The 16327-nt window shown below is 63.1% G+C and carries 14 protein-coding genes and 1 CRISPR repeat array; of the genes, 11 read left to right on the forward strand and 3 right to left on the reverse strand.

Going from position 1 to position 16327, the window contains the following annotated elements; genetic code table 11:
* Positions 1-3 precede the first annotated feature (3 nt).
* Entirely contained in the window at positions 4-501 is a 498-nt protein-coding gene (ilvN, locus tag B9N93_RS10160; RefSeq protein WP_085213286.1) for an acetolactate synthase small subunit, read from the reverse strand.
* A complete protein-coding gene (locus tag B9N93_RS10165) occupies positions 501-2222 on the reverse strand; it encodes an acetolactate synthase 3 large subunit (RefSeq protein ID WP_085213288.1) in 1722 nt (573 codons plus the stop codon). The genes ilvN and B9N93_RS10165 overlap by 1 nt, the downstream gene beginning before the upstream one ends.
* Before the next feature lie 369 nt (positions 2223-2591).
* On the opposite strand from B9N93_RS10165, the gene B9N93_RS10170 reads away from it, so the two are divergent.
* A complete protein-coding gene (locus B9N93_RS10170; protein ID WP_085213290.1) occupies positions 2592-3380 on the forward strand; it encodes a glycoside hydrolase family 19 protein in 789 nt (262 codons plus the stop codon).
* A 320-nt stretch (positions 3381-3700) separates the two neighbouring features.
* Complete coding sequence (locus B9N93_RS10175; protein ID WP_085213292.1) at positions 3701-3943, forward strand: hypothetical protein; 243 nt, start codon at positions 3701-3703, stop codon at positions 3941-3943.
* A gap of 38 nt (positions 3944-3981) precedes the next feature.
* On the opposite strand, the gene B9N93_RS10180 is transcribed toward B9N93_RS10175, so the two are convergent.
* Positions 3982-4908: a transposase gene (locus B9N93_RS10180; RefSeq protein ID WP_085213294.1), complete on the reverse strand. Its 927-nt coding sequence runs from the start codon at positions 4906-4908 to the stop codon at positions 3982-3984.
* A gap of 531 nt (positions 4909-5439) precedes the next feature.
* On the opposite strand from B9N93_RS10180, the gene B9N93_RS10185 reads away from it, so the two are divergent.
* The 9 genes from B9N93_RS10185 to B9N93_RS10225 all read left to right on the forward strand — a co-directional run bounded on the left by B9N93_RS10185 (position 5440) and on the right by B9N93_RS10225 (position 16310).
* Positions 5440-6072 carry a hypothetical protein gene (locus B9N93_RS10185; RefSeq protein WP_085213296.1) on the forward strand — a complete coding sequence of 211 codons (633 nt, stop codon included), beginning with the start codon at positions 5440-5442 and terminating at the stop codon, positions 6070-6072.
* Between the two features lie 585 nt (positions 6073-6657).
* Positions 6658-7803 (forward strand): CRISPR-associated ring nuclease Csm6, encoded by a 1146-nt coding sequence (gene csm6, locus B9N93_RS10190; protein ID WP_085213298.1) that lies wholly within the window; start codon positions 6658-6660, stop codon positions 7801-7803.
* Positions 7804-9012 (forward strand): type III-B CRISPR module RAMP protein Cmr1, encoded by a 1209-nt coding sequence (gene cmr1, locus B9N93_RS10195; RefSeq protein WP_085213300.1) that lies wholly within the window; start codon positions 7804-7806, stop codon positions 9010-9012. It abuts the gene before it with no gap.
* Positions 9009-11135, forward strand: coding sequence for a type III-B CRISPR-associated protein Cas10/Cmr2 (gene cas10 / locus B9N93_RS10200; protein ID WP_176225213.1), 2127 nt, complete (start codon positions 9009-9011; stop codon positions 11133-11135). Before cmr1 ends, cas10 begins: the two co-directional genes overlap by 4 nt.
* Positions 11132-12451 (forward strand): type III-B CRISPR module-associated Cmr3 family protein, encoded by a 1320-nt coding sequence (locus B9N93_RS10205; RefSeq protein ID WP_176225214.1) that lies wholly within the window; start codon positions 11132-11134, stop codon positions 12449-12451. The genes cas10 and B9N93_RS10205 overlap by 4 nt, the downstream gene beginning before the upstream one ends.
* A 2-nt stretch (positions 12452-12453) precedes the next feature.
* The gene (gene cmr4, locus B9N93_RS10210) at positions 12454-13386 is read left to right on the forward strand and encodes a type III-B CRISPR module RAMP protein Cmr4 (RefSeq protein WP_085213305.1); all 933 of its coding nucleotides are present in this window, start codon (positions 12454-12456) and stop codon (positions 13384-13386) included.
* 2 nt (positions 13387-13388) lie between these two features.
* Positions 13389-13826: a type III-B CRISPR module-associated protein Cmr5 gene (gene cmr5 / locus B9N93_RS10215; RefSeq protein ID WP_085213307.1), complete on the forward strand. Its 438-nt coding sequence runs from the start codon at positions 13389-13391 to the stop codon at positions 13824-13826.
* A complete protein-coding gene (cmr6, locus tag B9N93_RS10220; RefSeq protein WP_085213309.1) occupies positions 13808-14716 on the forward strand; it encodes a type III-B CRISPR module RAMP protein Cmr6 in 909 nt (302 codons plus the stop codon). The genes cmr5 and cmr6 overlap by 19 nt, the downstream gene beginning before the upstream one ends.
* 118 nt (positions 14717-14834) lie before the next feature.
* Positions 14835-15632: direct repeats of the CRISPR family, unit length 36 nt; unit sequence GTTGACGGATTCGCCCTTTGTCGAAGGGTTTGAAAC.
* Between the two features lie 138 nt (positions 15633-15770).
* Positions 15771-16310 carry a hypothetical protein gene (locus B9N93_RS10225; protein ID WP_085213311.1) on the forward strand — a complete coding sequence of 180 codons (540 nt, stop codon included), beginning with the start codon at positions 15771-15773 and terminating at the stop codon, positions 16308-16310.
* Positions 16311-16327 lie beyond the last annotated feature (17 nt).

The raw sequence follows: 16327 nt of genomic DNA on the forward strand, positions 1-16327 counted from the left end.
GTGTTAAACCGCCAAACCCCGTTCGCCACGCAGGATGCCGGTGGTGCCGGAACGCACCACTTCGATGATGTGTTCCGCGCCCACCGTTTGCAGGAAGGCGTCCAGCTTGGACTTTTCTCCGGTGATTTCGATGACGTAGGTGGTGGCGGTCACGTCGAGGATGTTGCCGCGGAAGATATCGGTCAGGCGTTTGATTTCATCGCGCATTCCGTCCACGGCGCGGGTTTTGACCATCATCAACTCGCGCTCGATGTGGGTGGAGCCGGAGCCGGAGATATCGATTAGCTTCACCACGTCGATCAGCTTGTTAAGCTGCTTGGTGATCTGCTCGATGATCTCGTCGCTGCCGGAAGTGACCAAGGTCATGCGCGACAGCGAGGCGTCTTCGGTCGGGGCGACGGTGAGGGATTCGATGTTATAGCCACGGGCGGAAAACAAACCGGCCACGCGGGACAAAGCGCCTGATTCGTTCTCGATCAGGATGGAGATGATGTGACGCATCAGGCCAACTCCCGCTCGGTGGGAGTGCCGGGGGCGAGGCGCATGTCGTGATGGGCTTTGCCGGCCTCGATCATGGGGTAAACGTTCTCAGTGGGGTCGGTCAGGAAATCCATGAACACGGTACGATCTTTGAGTTTCAGGGCTTCTTCCAGGGCCGGGCGCACATCGGCGGGTTTGTCGATCCTCATGCCGACATGGCCGTAGGCTTCGGCCAGTTTGACGAAATCCGGGATGGTTTCGAGGTAGGAATGGGAATAGCGGCTTTCGTAGGTGAATTCCTGCCACTGCCGGACCATGCCCATATAGCCGTTGTTGAGGTTCACGATCTTGATGGGGGTGCGGTATTGCAGGGCGGTGGCCAGTTCCTGGATGCACATCTGGATGCTGGCTTCGCCGGTGATGCAGGCGACATCGGCATCGGGATGGGCCAGTTTCACGCCGATGGCGGCGGGCATCCCGAACCCCATGGTGCCGAGTCCGCCCGAGTTGATCCAGCGCCGGGGCTGGTCGAACTTATAGAACTGCGCCGCCCACATCTGGTGCTGGCCCACGTCGGAGGTGACGAAAGCCTCGCCACGGGTGGCTTCCCAAAGTTGTTCGATGACGTATTGCGGCTTGATGACCTGGGCGGCGCGGTCGTAGCGCATGGAATCCAGCGAGCGCCAGCCGGAGATTTTTTCCCACCACGCCGCAATATCGGGGCGCTGACCGCTCGCGGCCAGGATGTCGATCATATCGGTCAAAACCCCCGCGACTTCGCCGACGATGGGGATATCGACGCGGACGGTCTTGGAAATCGAGGCCGGGTCGATATCGATATGGACGATCTTGGCGTGCGGGCAGAATTCGGCCAGTTTGCCGGTGACGCGGTCGTCGAAGCGGGCACCCACGGCCAGCAGCACATCGCATTCGTGCATCGCCATGTTGGCTTCGTAAGTGCCGTGCATCCCCAACATGCCGACGAATTGCGGGTCGGTGGCGGGATAAGCCCCCAGGCCCATCAGGGTGTTGGTGATGGGGAAACCGAGCATCCGGGTCAATTCGGTCAATTGCGCCGAAGCTTCGCCCAGCACGACGCCGCCGCCCGAGTAGATCATGGGGCGCTTGGCGGTCAGCAGCAGATCGACCGCTTTCTTGATCTGCCAGCGGTGGCCTTTGATATGCGGGTTATAGGAGCGGATCGACACCGAATCCGGGTATTCGTAGGGCACTTTGACCCTGGGGTCGGTGACATCCTTGGGGATATCGACGACCACCGGGCCGGGCCTGCCGGTGGTGGCGATGTAGAAGGCTTTCTTGAGGGTTTCCGCCAGCTTGCGCGGGTCTTTGACCAGGAAATTATGCTTCACGCAGGGGCGGGTGATACCGATGGTGTCGCATTCCTGGAAAGCGTCGCTGCCGATCACGGGCAGGGGCACCTGTCCGGTGATGATGACCATGGGGATGGAATCCATGTAGGCGGTGGCGATGCCGGTGACGGCATTGGTGGCACCGGGGCCGGAAGTGACCAGGACCACGCCGGGTTTGCCGGTGGCGCGGGCGTAGCCGTCGGCGGCGTGGGTCGCCCCTTGCTCGTGACGTACCAGGATGTGCTTGACAGCGTCCTGCTTGAACAGGGCGTCGTAGATATGCAGGACCGACCCGCCGGGATAGCCGAAAATATACTCGACCCCTTCGTCCTTCAGGCACCGGACGATGATTTCAGCGCCGCTAAGCTCCACGGTTTACCCACCTCAGAAAAAGAATCAGGGCGTTGGACGCCCCGCGAAAAAACAAGATAAATGGTTGATAAATTTACTGGGAATCCCAAGATGAGTCAAGCGCGAACCGAACCCTACACCGGGTTTTGTCTGTTCGGGCGGGAGCGGGGGAGGAGTGTCCAGCCCGGTGGCGGGACGTGATGCGCGGTGGGCTGACTGCACAATGCTGCAACTGCCCGCCCGCCCGGTAGGCTAAAAAAACCAACGGCTTTGTCTGCCCATGATTGGACGCGCTGCCCTATGTAAAAGACAATGTGGCCGCCATTAGGACGATGCGGATACGCCTCAAGGAGGATTTTATCCAATTTCCTTGTTCCAGGAGTTCCGGCCATGTGTATTAAAAAATCCGTCGGCAACGGCGGCGCCAATGAATCCAGCGATGTCAAAACCATCCAGCTTTTGCTCAATATCAATATCGCCAAGCTCGCGCCCATAACGCGGCTGGTGGTGGACGGGGGGATCGGCCAGAAGACCATCGCGGCCATCGAGGCTTTCCAAAGCCAGGTCATGGGCCTGACCAGGCCGGATGGTCGCGTCGATCCCGATGGCGGCACCCTCGCCGGGTTGCGGGCGGGCCTTACCGGCGGGCTGTCGGCGGATGCGCTGCAAGGCATCATGATCCACGCGGCGGCGGCGCACATCGACAAATATGCCCAGCCCCTGGCCGATGAAATGGCCCGGAACCGGATCGATACCCCCTTGCGCCAAGCCCATTTCCTGGCCCAGGTCGGCCATGAGAGCGGGGAATTGCGCTATTCGGAGGAGATCGCCAGCGGCGAGGCCTACGAGGGCCGCAAAGACTTGGGCAACACCCAGCCCGGCGACGGCAAGCGCTTCAAGGGCCGTGGACTCATCCAATTGACCGGGCGGACCAACTACACCCACTATGGCGAGGCGCGGGGCAAGGATTACACCACCGACGCCACCGCCAAACTGTTGGCCACCGATCCCGTTGTGGCTGTGGATGTGTCCTGCTGGTTCTGGACCACCCGCGACCTCAACGGATTCGCCGATAAGGACGACATCCTCACCATCACCAAGCGGATCAATGGCGGCACCAACGGGCTCGACGACCGCAAGGAAAAGCTGGTCCGGGCCAAGTTTTTCCTGAAGGTTTGAGGCGCGAGCGGGTCGGCCTTCCGCCCCGCCCCGGTGCGCCCACCGGAAGCCGGCCCGTTCGTTCTGGGGCGGCGCTGTCGGTTTTCCGACCCGGCGGGTCCGGATTGGCCGGAGGGTGACAAGGGCGGCGGGATGGATAAACAGGGGCGGAGGCCGGAGCGGCTAATGCCGCCGCGGGTTGCCGCGTCGCGATGGCGCGCGGGGCGGTTGGCATGGTTCGCGCTTGGTGAAGGAAGTTATCCCACCGGAGCCAGCCTTATACCCATGCCTACGGCCCACAGGGCCGCTTCCCTCCCATCATAGTCCGCGAGGTTATTGCCATGCTCACACCATCGATAGACACCTGGATCAGGCGCAGCCTGAAAGCCCTCACTCTTTGGGGATATGGTTGGAAGCGCAGGAAGCAGCGCGATAGCGTTTCCTACCGTATCGAATGGCAAGACCCCTGCACCGGCCAGTGGCATGGCGAGAAGAACGCGGTGCGGCTGCTGAAATCCCACGTCCTGGCCGATTACAACCAAGCGGCCCGCCGCCGGTCCCGCGATTACCACAGCTATTTCTAGGAGTGTGTCGGACTTGAACGCTTGGTGTGATTTCAATTTCACCAACTGATCAATTTGACGAACGCCAAAGAAGGCCTTCCAAGTTTCCGGTTCAGCCAGATGCAGAAATTATGGAGCGCCATCTTGGCGGTAACCCTGGCGGCGAACCCGCCGAGTTCGTGGGGCCGTTCCCGGTCCAGGCGGAACATGTGATGCAAACTGCCATTCACGGTCTCGACCACCTGGCGAATCCCGGCCAACCAACGGCGCCAAGCGCGGGGCCAGGGTTTGCGGCTGTTCCGCTTGGGCGGGGTGATTACCTCCGCCCCATAGTCCTCCCGCCAGTGCGCGTGCCAATCCTCGCCCTCGAACCCCTTGTCGGTCACGTAGGGGATGTCGGCGGACAGGCCCACCGTCGGCAGGCGGGCGTCGGCCCGGTGGCGCGCCGCGAAGAAGGTTTCCGCCATGGGCTGGTCCTTGGCGCTGGCCGGGGCGAATCCGAAACCGGTGACGACGCCGGCCGGGCCGACCGCCAGCAGCAGGTGGAACCCCTCGAACCACCCCAGGCGGTTGCTCCAGCCGATGTCCGCCAGGCCGGGAAGCCATCCCAACCCCCGGCGCTTGGCGTCGCGGGTCGGTGCCGCCGTGCCGTCCAGGGCCTCGAACAGGTCGGCGGGTTCGCGCAAAACCTCCGCCAGGCAGCGGAAACTGGCGGCGATGTCGTCCTGGGCCAGGCGGATCAGCCGGTTGAACTGGCTGCGGTCGGGCAAGCCGGGAAAAGCCCCTCGCAGGTGCCGCTGCGCGTAGCGGTAGAAGCCGCGTTCGCTCCCAAAGCATTCCCACTGACCCGCGATGGCCAGGGTCACCACCTCGCTGCGCGTCAACCCCGCCGGTGCGCCCCGCGATCTTTCCGGTGCCCACCGGCTTTTGCAGAAGTCTTCGACGAAGACGTACAGGGCGGTCAGGAAGGTCTTGAAATCGATCATCGCCGTGCTCCGAATCCAGATGGGATTCAGAGTCTTCCGCGCCCCCGTACTCTCCGTCCGGGCGTTGGATTCGGCCAAATCAATTCACACCAAGCGTTTCATCCGCGTGAAAGCGGCTTATGACCGATTGGACGGGGGCGGGGCATGATCCGGCACCAACGGCCCGCGCTACGGAATCACCATCCGCGCCTACCCTGCGCTGCGGGCGGATAGGCTTGTGGATTCAAGCGGTTGCGCGAAAGTAAACGCGGCACTGAACGGCAAACTAAACGGGTTTACCGCCGAAAAACTGGCCTCCCGCCCCGATGGCCGACGTAATCTCCAGCCCGTCGCCGGGAACGTGGACCGATAAGACAGACGGAGTGGAACCTTCATGAACTACACGACAGCGAACCCCACATGAAAAACGGCGCGAAACCCAGTGAAACCAAGAGTTCCACGGAAAGGAACCCCACGACACCACAGCATCCTTGGGAGCGTCGGCCGGGCGAGTCGGAGAGAGCCTTTGCTGCATTCTGCCGGTATCGGGACATGCAGGTGGGGGAAAGGAGCATCGCCAAGTCGGCGGGGGAGGAGGCAAGTACCCAGAAAGTACGCCGCCACAAGGTTTGGAGCGCGGAATTCTCATGGGTGGAACGCGCCGCCACCTATGCTGACCACCTGGACCGGATCGCCCGCCAGGAAAGGGAACGGGCCATCCGGGCCATGGAACGCCGCCACGCCCACAGCGCCCAGGCCATGCACGCCGTCGTGAACGCCAAGCTGCAAGCCTGGACCAGTACCCCCGAAGCATTGCGGGAAGCCGCCGAGGCGTTGACGCCCTACCAACTCGCGAGGCTGCTGGACACGGCCACGCGGGTGGAGCGTGCCGCCCTGGGGCATGTGCCCGACCCGCCCCCGAAGAAGCCCGACCGGAGTGCCATGCTGGCCGAACTGGCCGAGGTCAAGGCGAAGGCGCGGGAAGGCGGGGATTGGAACCTGTACTTCCGGGCGATGCAGGAGGAACGCCTCCTCACGGGCGAGGGGACACCCATCGCGGTCAAGGTCGAGGGCGGCGGCGATTGGAAGGCCGACCTGCAAGCCGTGGGCATGGACCCCGACGCCGTGTTCGAGGAGGCCGTGCGGCTCGCCATGGCGAAGCTGGAAGCACCCACCCAACTATAAGCCGTGAATCCGGCTTGCCCAGCACTAACACTCCGCGTGGGCAAAGAGGCGCGGCAGGGAGTGGGAGGCGTAGGTTCTCAGGGCGGAACCCCGGAATATGGGTGGTTCGGCCTCCGTCGTCCGTGAAAATTCCGGTTCCCGATTTTTCATTTCGTTTCGCTTGAGGCCATGGGAGACAGACGGAAAACCTCTACCCGGTGGACGTGTTCGCCAAACTGTTCGACCTGACCCCCAGGCGCATCAGCAGTTGGCGAACGATGGGCACTTCCCCAAGGGCGCGAACGGCAAATACGCCCTGGTGCCCACCATCAAGGGCTACATCCGCTTCCTCAAAACACGGCACGGCGAAGGGAACGACTGGTGTTTCGCTACGCCGGGAGAAAGCCTTGCTCGTCCGCGAGCAACGACTGTCCGCCCAACGGGCAAACCAGACGAGGATGGGAATCAAAGACAAGGCGGGGGGAAACCGGTCCACCCGGTTCGGTCCAGTCCTTGTAACCCGTCGGGTCCACAAGCTTGTGGACCTGCATCCGCGTCTCGTTTGTGGTCATAATACGGCAACTTGAAAACGAAGGATGCCATGTTATGAACGCAACCGAGGCGACCCCCACGCAGCCGGAAACCTATCCCCGCCGCATCCTGTTGGCGGTCACCGGCCTGACGCCACAGGTGGTGACCGAAACCCTCTACTATCTGGCCCGTCTGCGTGCCGTGCCGTACATCCCGACCGAAGTGCATTTGTTGACGACAGGGGAAGGCGCGTCGCGGGCGGAACTGACCTTGCTGGACGCGGACAAGGGATATTTCCACCGGTTCTGCGATGACTATGGGTTGACCGGCCAAATCCATTTCGGGCGGGAACATATCCATGTCATCACGGACGGCGACAACCGGCCATTGCCGGATATTTCCACTGAGGAGGACAGCCACGGGGCCGGGGATTTCATCGCCAACCGGATACGGCAGATGGCGGAATTCGCGGACAGCTCGCTCCATGTGTCGATTGCCGGGGGGCGCAAGACCATGGGGTTCTATGCGGGCTACGCGCTGTCGCTGTTCGGGCGGCCACAGGATCGCCTGTCGCATGTCATCGTGTCCGATCCTTTCGAGTCCACCCAGGAATTCTATTACCCCCCGCCCAAACCACGGGTGATCTTCACCCGCGACCAGCGCCCGGTCCGCACCGACGAGGCCCGCATCATGCTGGCCGAAATCCCCTTCGTGCGCCTGCGGGACGGGGTTCCCAAGATGCTGCGCCAAGGCCGGGCCAGTTTCGGCGAGGTGGTGGAGGCCACCCAGCGCAACCTGCTACCCACCTTGGTGACGCTCCTGCCCGTCCGTTGTTCGGTCCGGGTCGGGGAGGTGGAAGTCCGCCTGGAACCCCGCCAATTCGCGTTCTATGGCTGGCTGGCCGAGCGGCAGGCGGCGGGCGAGCCTCCCCTGCGGGCCGTCGAGGCCGACGCCGGGGCGTTCCTCGACATCTATTCGCGGGTGTTGCGCGCGCTGGGCCGGGACGAGTTCGCCATCGACGATGTCCTGGACCGCTTCGAGGGCCGGACCCGGCTCGACCGGAAATTCATCCATGAAACCTGTAGCCGGATCAACGGCAAGCTTGAGGATGCCCTGGGACCGCTGGCCCGTCAGGTCCACGGCATCCTGGCGACCGGCGAGCGCGGCGAGTCCGAATACGCGCTGGCGGTGCCCATGGACCGTATCAATTGGGAGGAATAGATGTTCGAGGTCAAGAAGAAAACCATCGAAGCCGAATTCGAGCTGGTGACGCCCGCCTTTATCGGCGGTGCCGACCAGGACCGGGCCGAATTGCGCCCGCCTTCGATCAAAGGGGCGCTGCGGTTCTGGTGGCGGGCTTTGCGGTGGGGAGAGTTCTACCGGAACAGCGAGAGGAACGAAGCTCAAGCTTTGCGTGAATTGCACCAAACCGAAGCGGCGTTGTTTGGCGCAGCGATGGATTCCGAACAAAATCACGGCCAAGGATTGTTTTTAATAAAAGTCACCCAACGGCCAAAATCGTTGAAGTTTACAGAAAATGAAAATATATCACCGGGCTATCAATATCTGCTTGGGATGGGTCTATTCCAAAAAGAGGGGATACGGAGGGGCGTGGTACTTGGTAATTTTTATGTCCATTTGCTGTTCAAGAAAGGTTCAGATAAATATCAGATGGAAATCGCAGACTCCCTATGTGCGCTCGGAATGTTCGGAGGGTTGGGCAGTCGGTCCCGTCGTGGGATAGGTTCAGTCAATCTCCGCAAGCTGGCAATTAACGGTGAATTACAGCCACAAATGGTGCCTGCGGATGAGGATGGCTATATGAAACAAGTTGAACGCCTATTTGGAAAAGCATACGGTGAATCTCCACCATTTACGGCGTTTAGCCCGGAGAGCCGGGTTGATATATCGATACACGCTGGGAGCTATAAGGGATGTGCCAGGAGTTGGCAGGATGCTCTAAGCCGCATTGGCGATGATTTCCAATTATACAGAAGCTATAGGATAGAAAAAGCGAAGCGCAATTTTGAAGATGACCATAACCTGGTTTTAAAAGTCGCAAATCTCAACAAAGTATATCGAGCGCCTAGGCGTATGGTATTTGGGTTGCCGCACAATTATTTTTATAGCAGCGTAAACGCCAACGTTGAATTGAATCCAGTACACTCCAAAAAGAACCATATTATGGTCCTGACTAAGGAGGGCCGTTCGCGGAGGTCATCGCCGTTTTTTATCCATATTCATAAGTTCGGCGCTGGAAAATTCTGCGCGGTACAAATGGTTATACCTGCTTGTTTTTTGCCTGCGGGGGACCGCTTGGAATATTCCGTCAAGAAAAGGGCGGTTTGCAATGTGACACCTACGCCGGATTGGAAATGCATTACAGACTATCTCGATAGGTTCGGCACACCGTGGAGATTTCCCAAGTGATAGACGCTCAATATTTCCATTTCACCCTAGGCCCGGTGCAATCCTTCGTCGCCCAGGCGCGGCGGACGCGGGACTTCTGGGCCGGGTCGTTCCTCTTGTCCTGGCTGTCCGCCGTGGCGATGCGCGAGGTCGAGGCGCAGGGCGGGAAGATTGTCTTTCCGGGGTTGGACTTGGCGTTCCGGGATGCCTTGACGGGTGGAGCGAAGCAACGGGGGCCGCAGCAGGGCAGTGTGCCCAACCGCTTCAAGGCCCAGGTCGGCCCCGGATTCGCGCCGGAGCAGGTTGACGTGGCGGTGTGGATGGCTTGGAAAGCGCTCGCGGAACTCGTGTGGCGGGAAGACTTGGCGGAATTGGTGGGGAAAATCGACGACGGCTCGAAATCGAAAACCGGCCGGCCCAAGATCGAACGGCTCTGGCGCAACCAGATCGGGGGATTCTGGGAGATGACTTGGTGCCTGACCGGCGATCCCCTGGAAAGCGACCTCCTGGACCGGCGCAAGAATTGGCGGACCTACCTGCCGCCGCCGCAAAGCGGGGCCAAATGCGCCGTGATGGAGGGGTGGCAGGAGCTTTCCGGGGCCAAACCGCCGCCCAAATCCAAGGACGGTTTGGAACAGGCGGCAGCGGAGCGGGAAAGGCCGGATTTTTGGGCCAGGGTCCGCGCCCACCTCCGCACCAGCGACTTGCGGGACGACGAGCGGCTCTGTGCCATCGCCTTCGTCAAGCGGCGCTTCCACCGCCATTTCCATCGGCTGCAAGGTGTCACCATGCCCGGTGGCTGGACCCTGTACGGCTGGCGTATCGAAACCGGCGTGCCTTCGGTGGGCTTCATGGCCGCCGTCCCTTGGCTCGCCGACCTGATCGCCGATCACGACAAGGTGGCGGACGGGGTGTTGGAAGCGCTTTATGAAAATGGCTTGGCGCTGGCCGGCGACCACGACGAATGGCGCACCCGCATCCGTTGCGTCGAATCGGCCCTGGACTCCCGCCCTGGGTCCAAGGCGTGGGAACTGGCCCGCCTGGATGGCTCGGTGTTCTTCCCCGACCTGTACGGTTCCCAGTTCAAGGGCAAGGGGGACGCCGAGAAGAACGCGATGCGCGAAGCCCTGGCCCGCCTGGGCCGGGGTACGCCGCCGCCGTTCTACGCCCTGCTGCTGATGGACGGCGACAACCTGGGCAAGTCTCTTTCCAACGGCGTGCCCGAGACTGGCGATCCCAAAACGAGGAGGCAAGCCGCCGAGAAGCGCGAGCGCCTAATCGCCTTGGCGCTGGAGAAGTTCACTGCTAGGGTCTCTGGCTCCAACAAGCCCGTGGACACTGTGGCCCTGCCCGATAAAGGCACGGTGGATTTGCATGATGGCTTCCTCGTCTACGCCGGCGGCGACGATGTGCTGGCGCTCCTGCCGGTGCGCAGCGCCCTGGAATGCGCCCGCAAGCTTCGGCAGGACTACCTGGAATGTTTCGGCGAAGCCCATCGGGTGCTTGGGATCGATCCGGCAAAGCGCATTCCCTGTTCGATTTCGGCGGCGATCCAATTCGTCCACGTCCATTGTCCCCTGACCCGCGTCTTGCGCGATGCCCATCATTTGCTTGATGAAATCGCCAAGGACGGTTGCGGGCGCGATGCCCTGGCGGTGCGGGTGGTCAAGCCGGGCGGCGCGACCTTGGAATGGGCCATGCCCTGGGAAACGGCCCTGACACGGGACGAACAAGGGGAAGAAAGCTTGGTGGTCGGCCACATGGCGCGGCGCTTCGCCCAGGAACAGGCGCAGGCAACCGGCCTTAGCAGCAAGTTCCTGTTCGGGATGCGGGATATTTTCGACCTCCTGACCGAACCCCCGGACCCGGACGGTCCCGATTGCCCCAAGCGGGCCGACCTCGGCCTCGACGACAGGGCCATCGTCGATTTGCTCATGGCGGACTATCTGGCTTCGGGCGGCAATACCGCCCTGCGCGGGGACGGCGAAGCCCGGCCCGCGATCCGTGCCGCCATCGAAGCCCTGTTCCGGCAATGCCAGCCGCAAACCCGCGGCCCGGAGGGAGGTTTGATCGACATTGGAAGCCCCCGCGCCGACGCCGCGCTGCTGGTGCGCTTCCTCGCCAGCCAGGGAGCCGCCGCATGACCGCCACGACCTATCTCATCGAGCCGGTGGACACCTGGTTTTTCCGCGACGCCCTGCCGTTCGACGCGGTGGGCGGGACCGACCTGCGTAGCCTGTTCCCGCCCCCGGCCCGCACCGTGGCCGGTGCCTTGTGGCAGGCCCGGAACGGGGACGTGCCCAATCTGCAAACAGAAAAACGCCGGTTCCTGCCGCGGCATCCAGAAGCTGCCAAGGCGGGCAGCCCGGACAGGGAGAACGATCCCTTCATGGCGGCGCTGTGCCGGGGGCCATATCTCGCCTACCGGGCGGCGGCGCAAGACGGGGAACCGGAACAGGCTTATCAGAAGCTTTATCCGATGCCGCTGGACCTGTTGTGGCATAAGGAAGCAAGCCGCTTCGTGCGCCTTAGCCTACCTTTGCGGCCCGTGCATTGCGACCTGGGCCAAGTATTCCTGCCCAAACTCGCCCGCGAAGACCGGGAGGCGAAGGTGTTGGAACAGGCTTGGATGACCGGGGAACAACTGGCGGCCTACCTCGCCGGGACCGGGTTGCCGACGGGCGAACCCCTCCAGGCCGGGACGCTGTTCACCCCGGAACCCCGGATCGGATTGGCCCGCCACAACGCCCGGCGCACCGCCGCCGACGGTCTTCTGTACAACAGCACCCATGTCCGGTTGCACGCCGACCCGGACCCCCGGCACGCCGGGGCCGGTTTATTCATGGAGGTGGCTTGGCCGGACCCGGACCGCGACCCGCCTTGGCCGGGCGGATTGGTGCGCCTGGGCGGCGAGGGTCGGCTGGCCGAGGTCCGGGAATGGACGGCACCCACCCCGCTGGGTCCGGTCGCCATCGCGGCGGGCGAGGCCGTGTCGCCCGAGTTGGAAGCGGACGGACCCGCCGGGCAAATCCTGGGCCTGATCCTGCTGTTACTGACCCCCGGCCAATTCGGACCCACCCCGGTGCCGCCGGGTTTGAAGCTCGCGACCCGCGAGGGCCGCGACGTGGCCGCCGGGACGCTGCGTTATTGGAAGCACGGCAAGCCGGGCCGCATGGAGGTGATCGTCCATGCCGGGGTGGTCGGCAAGGTCCAGCGCGAAGGCGGCTGGAACCCGGCCAAGCACCGCCCGCGCCGGGTGCGCGGCCTGCTGCCCGCCGGGAGCCTGTGGTATTGCACCTTGCCCGGTTCCCAGAATATTGATTCGCTCAATGCCGCCATCTCCGCCCTGCACGGTGCCCAGCTTGGCGAAGACATCCATCTCGGACGCGGCGAACTGGCGGTCGGCCTCTGGCGTCGGTCCCCATTGCCTGTGTCCCATCCCACCGCCCAGGAGAACTAACCATGCCCCAGACCACGGCCCTGCTTGGGCTACTCGCCGAGACCCCGTTGCACGCCGGGACCGGCCAGACCTTCGGCCTCATCGACCTCCCCATCCAGCGCGAGGCCCATACCGATTGGCCCTGCGTGTATGGTTCGGCGATGAAGGGCGCGTTGCGTGCCCGCGCCGAGGATTTGTACCCGGATCAACGCCGGACCGGCTGGATCGTCGATGTGTTCGGTCCCGAAGCCACGCCCGAGAAGGGGGACGGGGCACCGCAACCGTCCGATCATGGCGGTGCCCTGGCCGTCACCGACGCCCGTTTGCTGCTGTTGCCGGTGCGCTCGCTCACCGGCTTCTACAAGTGGGTGACTTGCCCGGCCCTGTTGCGCCGTTTCGGGCAGGACCGGCGGCGGCTGTTGGGCGAAGAACCGTTCGCGCTGGCGGAGGCAGCGCTGCCCAAGGACGATGGGAAGCGGCTGGAAGCCGTGGTGTGCCAGGACGGCGGCGACTTGTTCCTGGAGGAATTCCGCTTCGTGGCCCGGACGGAATCCAAGACGTTGGAGCCGGTGGTCGGGGCCATCGCGCCCTTGCTGGGGGGCAACCCGGCCAAGCCGGATTTAAGGCAACGGCTGGCCGTGGTCGGCGACGACCTGTTCACCCATCTGGCGCGGTTCGCCACCGCCGTGGCCGCGCATATCAGGATCGAGGGCGAACGCAAGACCGTCCGCGACGGTGCCCTGTGGTACGAGGAAACCCTGCCGCCCGATACCGTGCTGTACACGGGTTTGCTGGCGGCGGCTTCGCGCCGGGAGGGGGCCACCTTGACGGCGGCGGATATCCTCGCCCACGCCACCCGTAGCCTGTTTCCCGCGGGCGACGAATACCTCCAGGTCGGCGGCAACGAGACCGTGGGCATGGGCTGGTGCCGGGTCGTCACCATCGGGCGGGGTTGACCATGCAAACCATGCAACAGCAACGCGCCCGCCACGCCCTGGCCCAGGTCCGGGCCGCGCAGGCAAAACTCGGCGCCAAGGAGCGCAAGGAGTTCCGCGCCCATACCCAGGGCTTGCCGTACATGATCCACGTCAACGGGTTGGGGCAGGCTTACGCCTTCTACCTGAGCAAGCGCGAGAAACCCAGCTACCGGGCCCTCTGCGGCACGCTGGCGGTTTGGCTGTTGGCGGAGGGCAATCCCTGCCACGACGGCCAGGGCGACGGGAACAACGCCCCGGAACGGCTGCTGGCGGCGCTGGTCGATGGCGACCAGCAGCGCTACCTGTCGGCCCAGGCCGAGGCCATCGCCTATATGGGCTGGGTCAAGCGCTTCGCCGACGCCTTCCTGGTCGAGGACAAACCACGGGAGGAGGAACCGCCATGCCCGCCCCAAGAATAAGCCTGATCGGTGGCCTGCCGCTGTACCGGGAGGCGGCGGAAGCGAGGCCGGGATTACGGCCCGACGGCCACGCCGGGTTGTGGTTCGACCGCTTTTTCAACGCCTATCACTGGGATGCCGGGGAAGGCGTCCTCGCCATCGACAAGAACGGCGGCAAAAAAGGGGAGAAATCACGGCAGGATCAATGGTTGGACGCCTTGGTCCGGGCTTCCGCCCGCGATCCGGCACCCTTGGCCCGGAGGTTGGCGGCGTATCGCGCCCGTGTGGAGCGCTTGGTCAAGGCTCGGGGCGGACGGACCCAGGCGTTCCGGTCCGACTGGAATTTCGTGACCGGGATGGGCCTGCCGCATCCCCTGGAAAATGGGTTGGCGTGGCATCCGACGCTGGGCGTGCCGTATCTGGCCGGGGCCGGGGTCAAGGGCTTGCTGCGGGGGTTTTTCACGCACTGGACGGACTTGGACGGCGGTTTGATCGAACGCTGGTTCGGACCGGAGTTGGACGGCCCGGAAGACGAGGCGGCGGCGGGCGAATTCGTGTTTTTCGACGCGGTGCCGGTGGTGCCGCCCGCGCTGATGGTGGATGTGATGACCCCGCACATGGGCAAGTGGTATGAGGAAGGCGGGGAGATCGAACTGGACGAAAAAGGCCGCTTGCCGCCGGAGCGGGTGCCCGCCGACTGGCACGACCCGGTGCCGGTGAAGTTCCTGGCGGTGCGGGATATCCGGTTGCTGTTCGCCATCGCGCCGCGCCGCCGGGGGGCGGGGGACGTCCCGGAGGCCGAGGCCTTGAAAGCGCTGTTCGATGGGTTGCGCGGGGCGTTGGAATGGGTCGGCGCGGGGGCGAAAACCGCCGTGGGCTATGGCCGATTTGAAGAGAGCGCAGAAGCTTGATTCCATTGGGAAAAATGGCTATTTTGACCCTCCGGCGCGGGTCCGGGGCTGGAAATGCCCGGCTCGCGCCGCAAACGGCCCCTGGAAGCCACGCCCGGCGCGGTTTCCAGGGGCGGCAGTTGACGGATTCGCCCTTTGTCGAAGGGTTTGAAACACGATTACCGCCACAGAAGCGGGATCGTTGATAAGTTGACGGATTCGCCCTTTGTCGAAGGGTTTGAAACTTTGAACCATCTTCGGTAGGAAAAAAATCATCTTGTTGACGGATTCGCCCTTTGTCGAAGGGTTTGAAACTTCCTTATTGATTTGCGCCGCCCGTCGCCTCCGCGTTGACGGATTCGCCCTTTGTCGAAGGGTTTGAAACACTTCCTGCGTGATTTGGTCAGCAAGCTTCTGACGAGTTGACGGATTCGCCCTTTGTCGAAGGGTTTGAAACCTCCGAGCACATCGCAACGCGATGCGCGAAACTGTTGACGGATTCGCCCTTTGTCGAAGGGTTTGAAACTACGCAACGCGGCTTGTTGATTGGCAACCTCCGTTGACGGATTCGCCCTTTGTCGAAGGGTTTGAAACTTGGTTAATCCATTGAATAATGACTCCAAGGGGTTGACGGATTCGCCCTTTGTCGAAGGGTTTGAAACTCCGCAGGGGACTTGTTCGGCAATAACCCCAGGTTGACGGATTCGCCCTTTGTCGAAGGGTTTGAAACACGGACCGATGATCTTGCCGTCCGTAGTCAAAAGTTGACGGATTCGCCCTTTGTCGAAGGGTTTGAAACACGGACCGATGATCTTGCCGTCCGTAGTCAAAAGTTGACGGATTCGCCCTTTGTCGAAGGGTTTGAAACCAGAGGCGAACACGAGGGATTCGGTCAGGATGAGTTGACGGATTCGCCCTTTGTTGAAGGGTTTGAAACCCTAACCTTTTCAAGCTCCCATCCCCTCCCGCCGCGTCCGGGAGGGGAAATTTCCCCACCACAAGCTTGTGAACCCGCAAACGCCACCGGCGTTGGGATAGGCTGGTTCCGTCCTTTCCCAACGACGGAGAACCCCCCATGGCCGTTCTGAGCGCCCTCGAAAAAATCGCGTCCTACTTCCGCCCGCCCACCCATACCCCCGAACCCGAAGCGACGACCGGGCCGGACTCCACCGCCAACCCGCCGACCGAACCCCGGACCACGCCCTTCGAGGCGCTGGCCGGGCGGCTCGGTGACTATGGGGTCGTGCTGGAAGCGCGGGGTTCCGACAGCGCCCGGCTGCTGGCCACCACCGGCTTCATGCTGGGCGAACACCACGATGCCATCGCGCCCTTGCTCGATGCGGTCCTGGCCAGCCCGCCCGGCGCGGCGATCCGGCTGGACCTCGGGCAACACCCGGCGGCGGACATCGGCATCCTCTGCCAGTTCGGCCAAACCCTGGACCGGCTGGGCCTGCTGGCCGGTTACGAATACCGGCGGGCACCCCACTACCTGCTCACGGCCACGGCGCGGGACTGCCCGGAGGGGCGGCGCTTCCTGGCCGAGGGCTGGTTTCCACACTATGGGCGGGTGGCGGTGTTGCGGCGGCTGGGCCAGCCCAGTACAGTGGGCCGGTAGGCATACCCGCCTAATCC

This window comes from Methylomagnum ishizawai, from assembly GCF_900155475.1.
Lineage (GTDB): Bacteria > Pseudomonadota > Gammaproteobacteria > Methylococcales > Methylococcaceae > Methylomagnum > Methylomagnum ishizawai_A.

Coding starts and splice junctions, on each gene's coding strand:
- cmr1 (WP_085213300.1), top strand. CDS start 7,804: ATGTTCGAGGTCAAGAAGAAAACCATCGAAGCCGAATTCGAGCTGGTG.
- B9N93_RS10225 (WP_085213311.1), top strand. CDS start 15,771: ATGGCCGTTCTGAGCGCCCTCGAAAAAATCGCGTCCTACTTCCGCCCG.
- cmr5 (WP_085213307.1), top strand. CDS start 13,389: ATGCAAACCATGCAACAGCAACGCGCCCGCCACGCCCTGGCCCAGGTC.
- B9N93_RS10185 (WP_085213296.1), top strand. CDS start 5,440: ATGCAGGTGGGGGAAAGGAGCATCGCCAAGTCGGCGGGGGAGGAGGCA.
- csm6 (WP_085213298.1), top strand. CDS start 6,658: ATGAACGCAACCGAGGCGACCCCCACGCAGCCGGAAACCTATCCCCGC.
- B9N93_RS10180 (WP_085213294.1), bottom strand. CDS start 4,908: ATGATCGATTTCAAGACCTTCCTGACCGCCCTGTACGTCTTCGTCGAA.
- cmr4 (WP_085213305.1), top strand. CDS start 12,454: ATGCCCCAGACCACGGCCCTGCTTGGGCTACTCGCCGAGACCCCGTTG.
- B9N93_RS10175 (WP_085213292.1), top strand. CDS start 3,701: ATGCTCACACCATCGATAGACACCTGGATCAGGCGCAGCCTGAAAGCC.
- B9N93_RS10205 (WP_176225214.1), top strand. CDS start 11,132: ATGACCGCCACGACCTATCTCATCGAGCCGGTGGACACCTGGTTTTTC.
- B9N93_RS10170 (WP_085213290.1), top strand. CDS start 2,592: ATGTGTATTAAAAAATCCGTCGGCAACGGCGGCGCCAATGAATCCAGC.
- cmr6 (WP_085213309.1), top strand. CDS start 13,808: ATGCCCGCCCCAAGAATAAGCCTGATCGGTGGCCTGCCGCTGTACCGG.
- ilvN (WP_085213286.1), bottom strand. CDS start 501: ATGCGTCACATCATCTCCATCCTGATCGAGAACGAATCAGGCGCTTTG.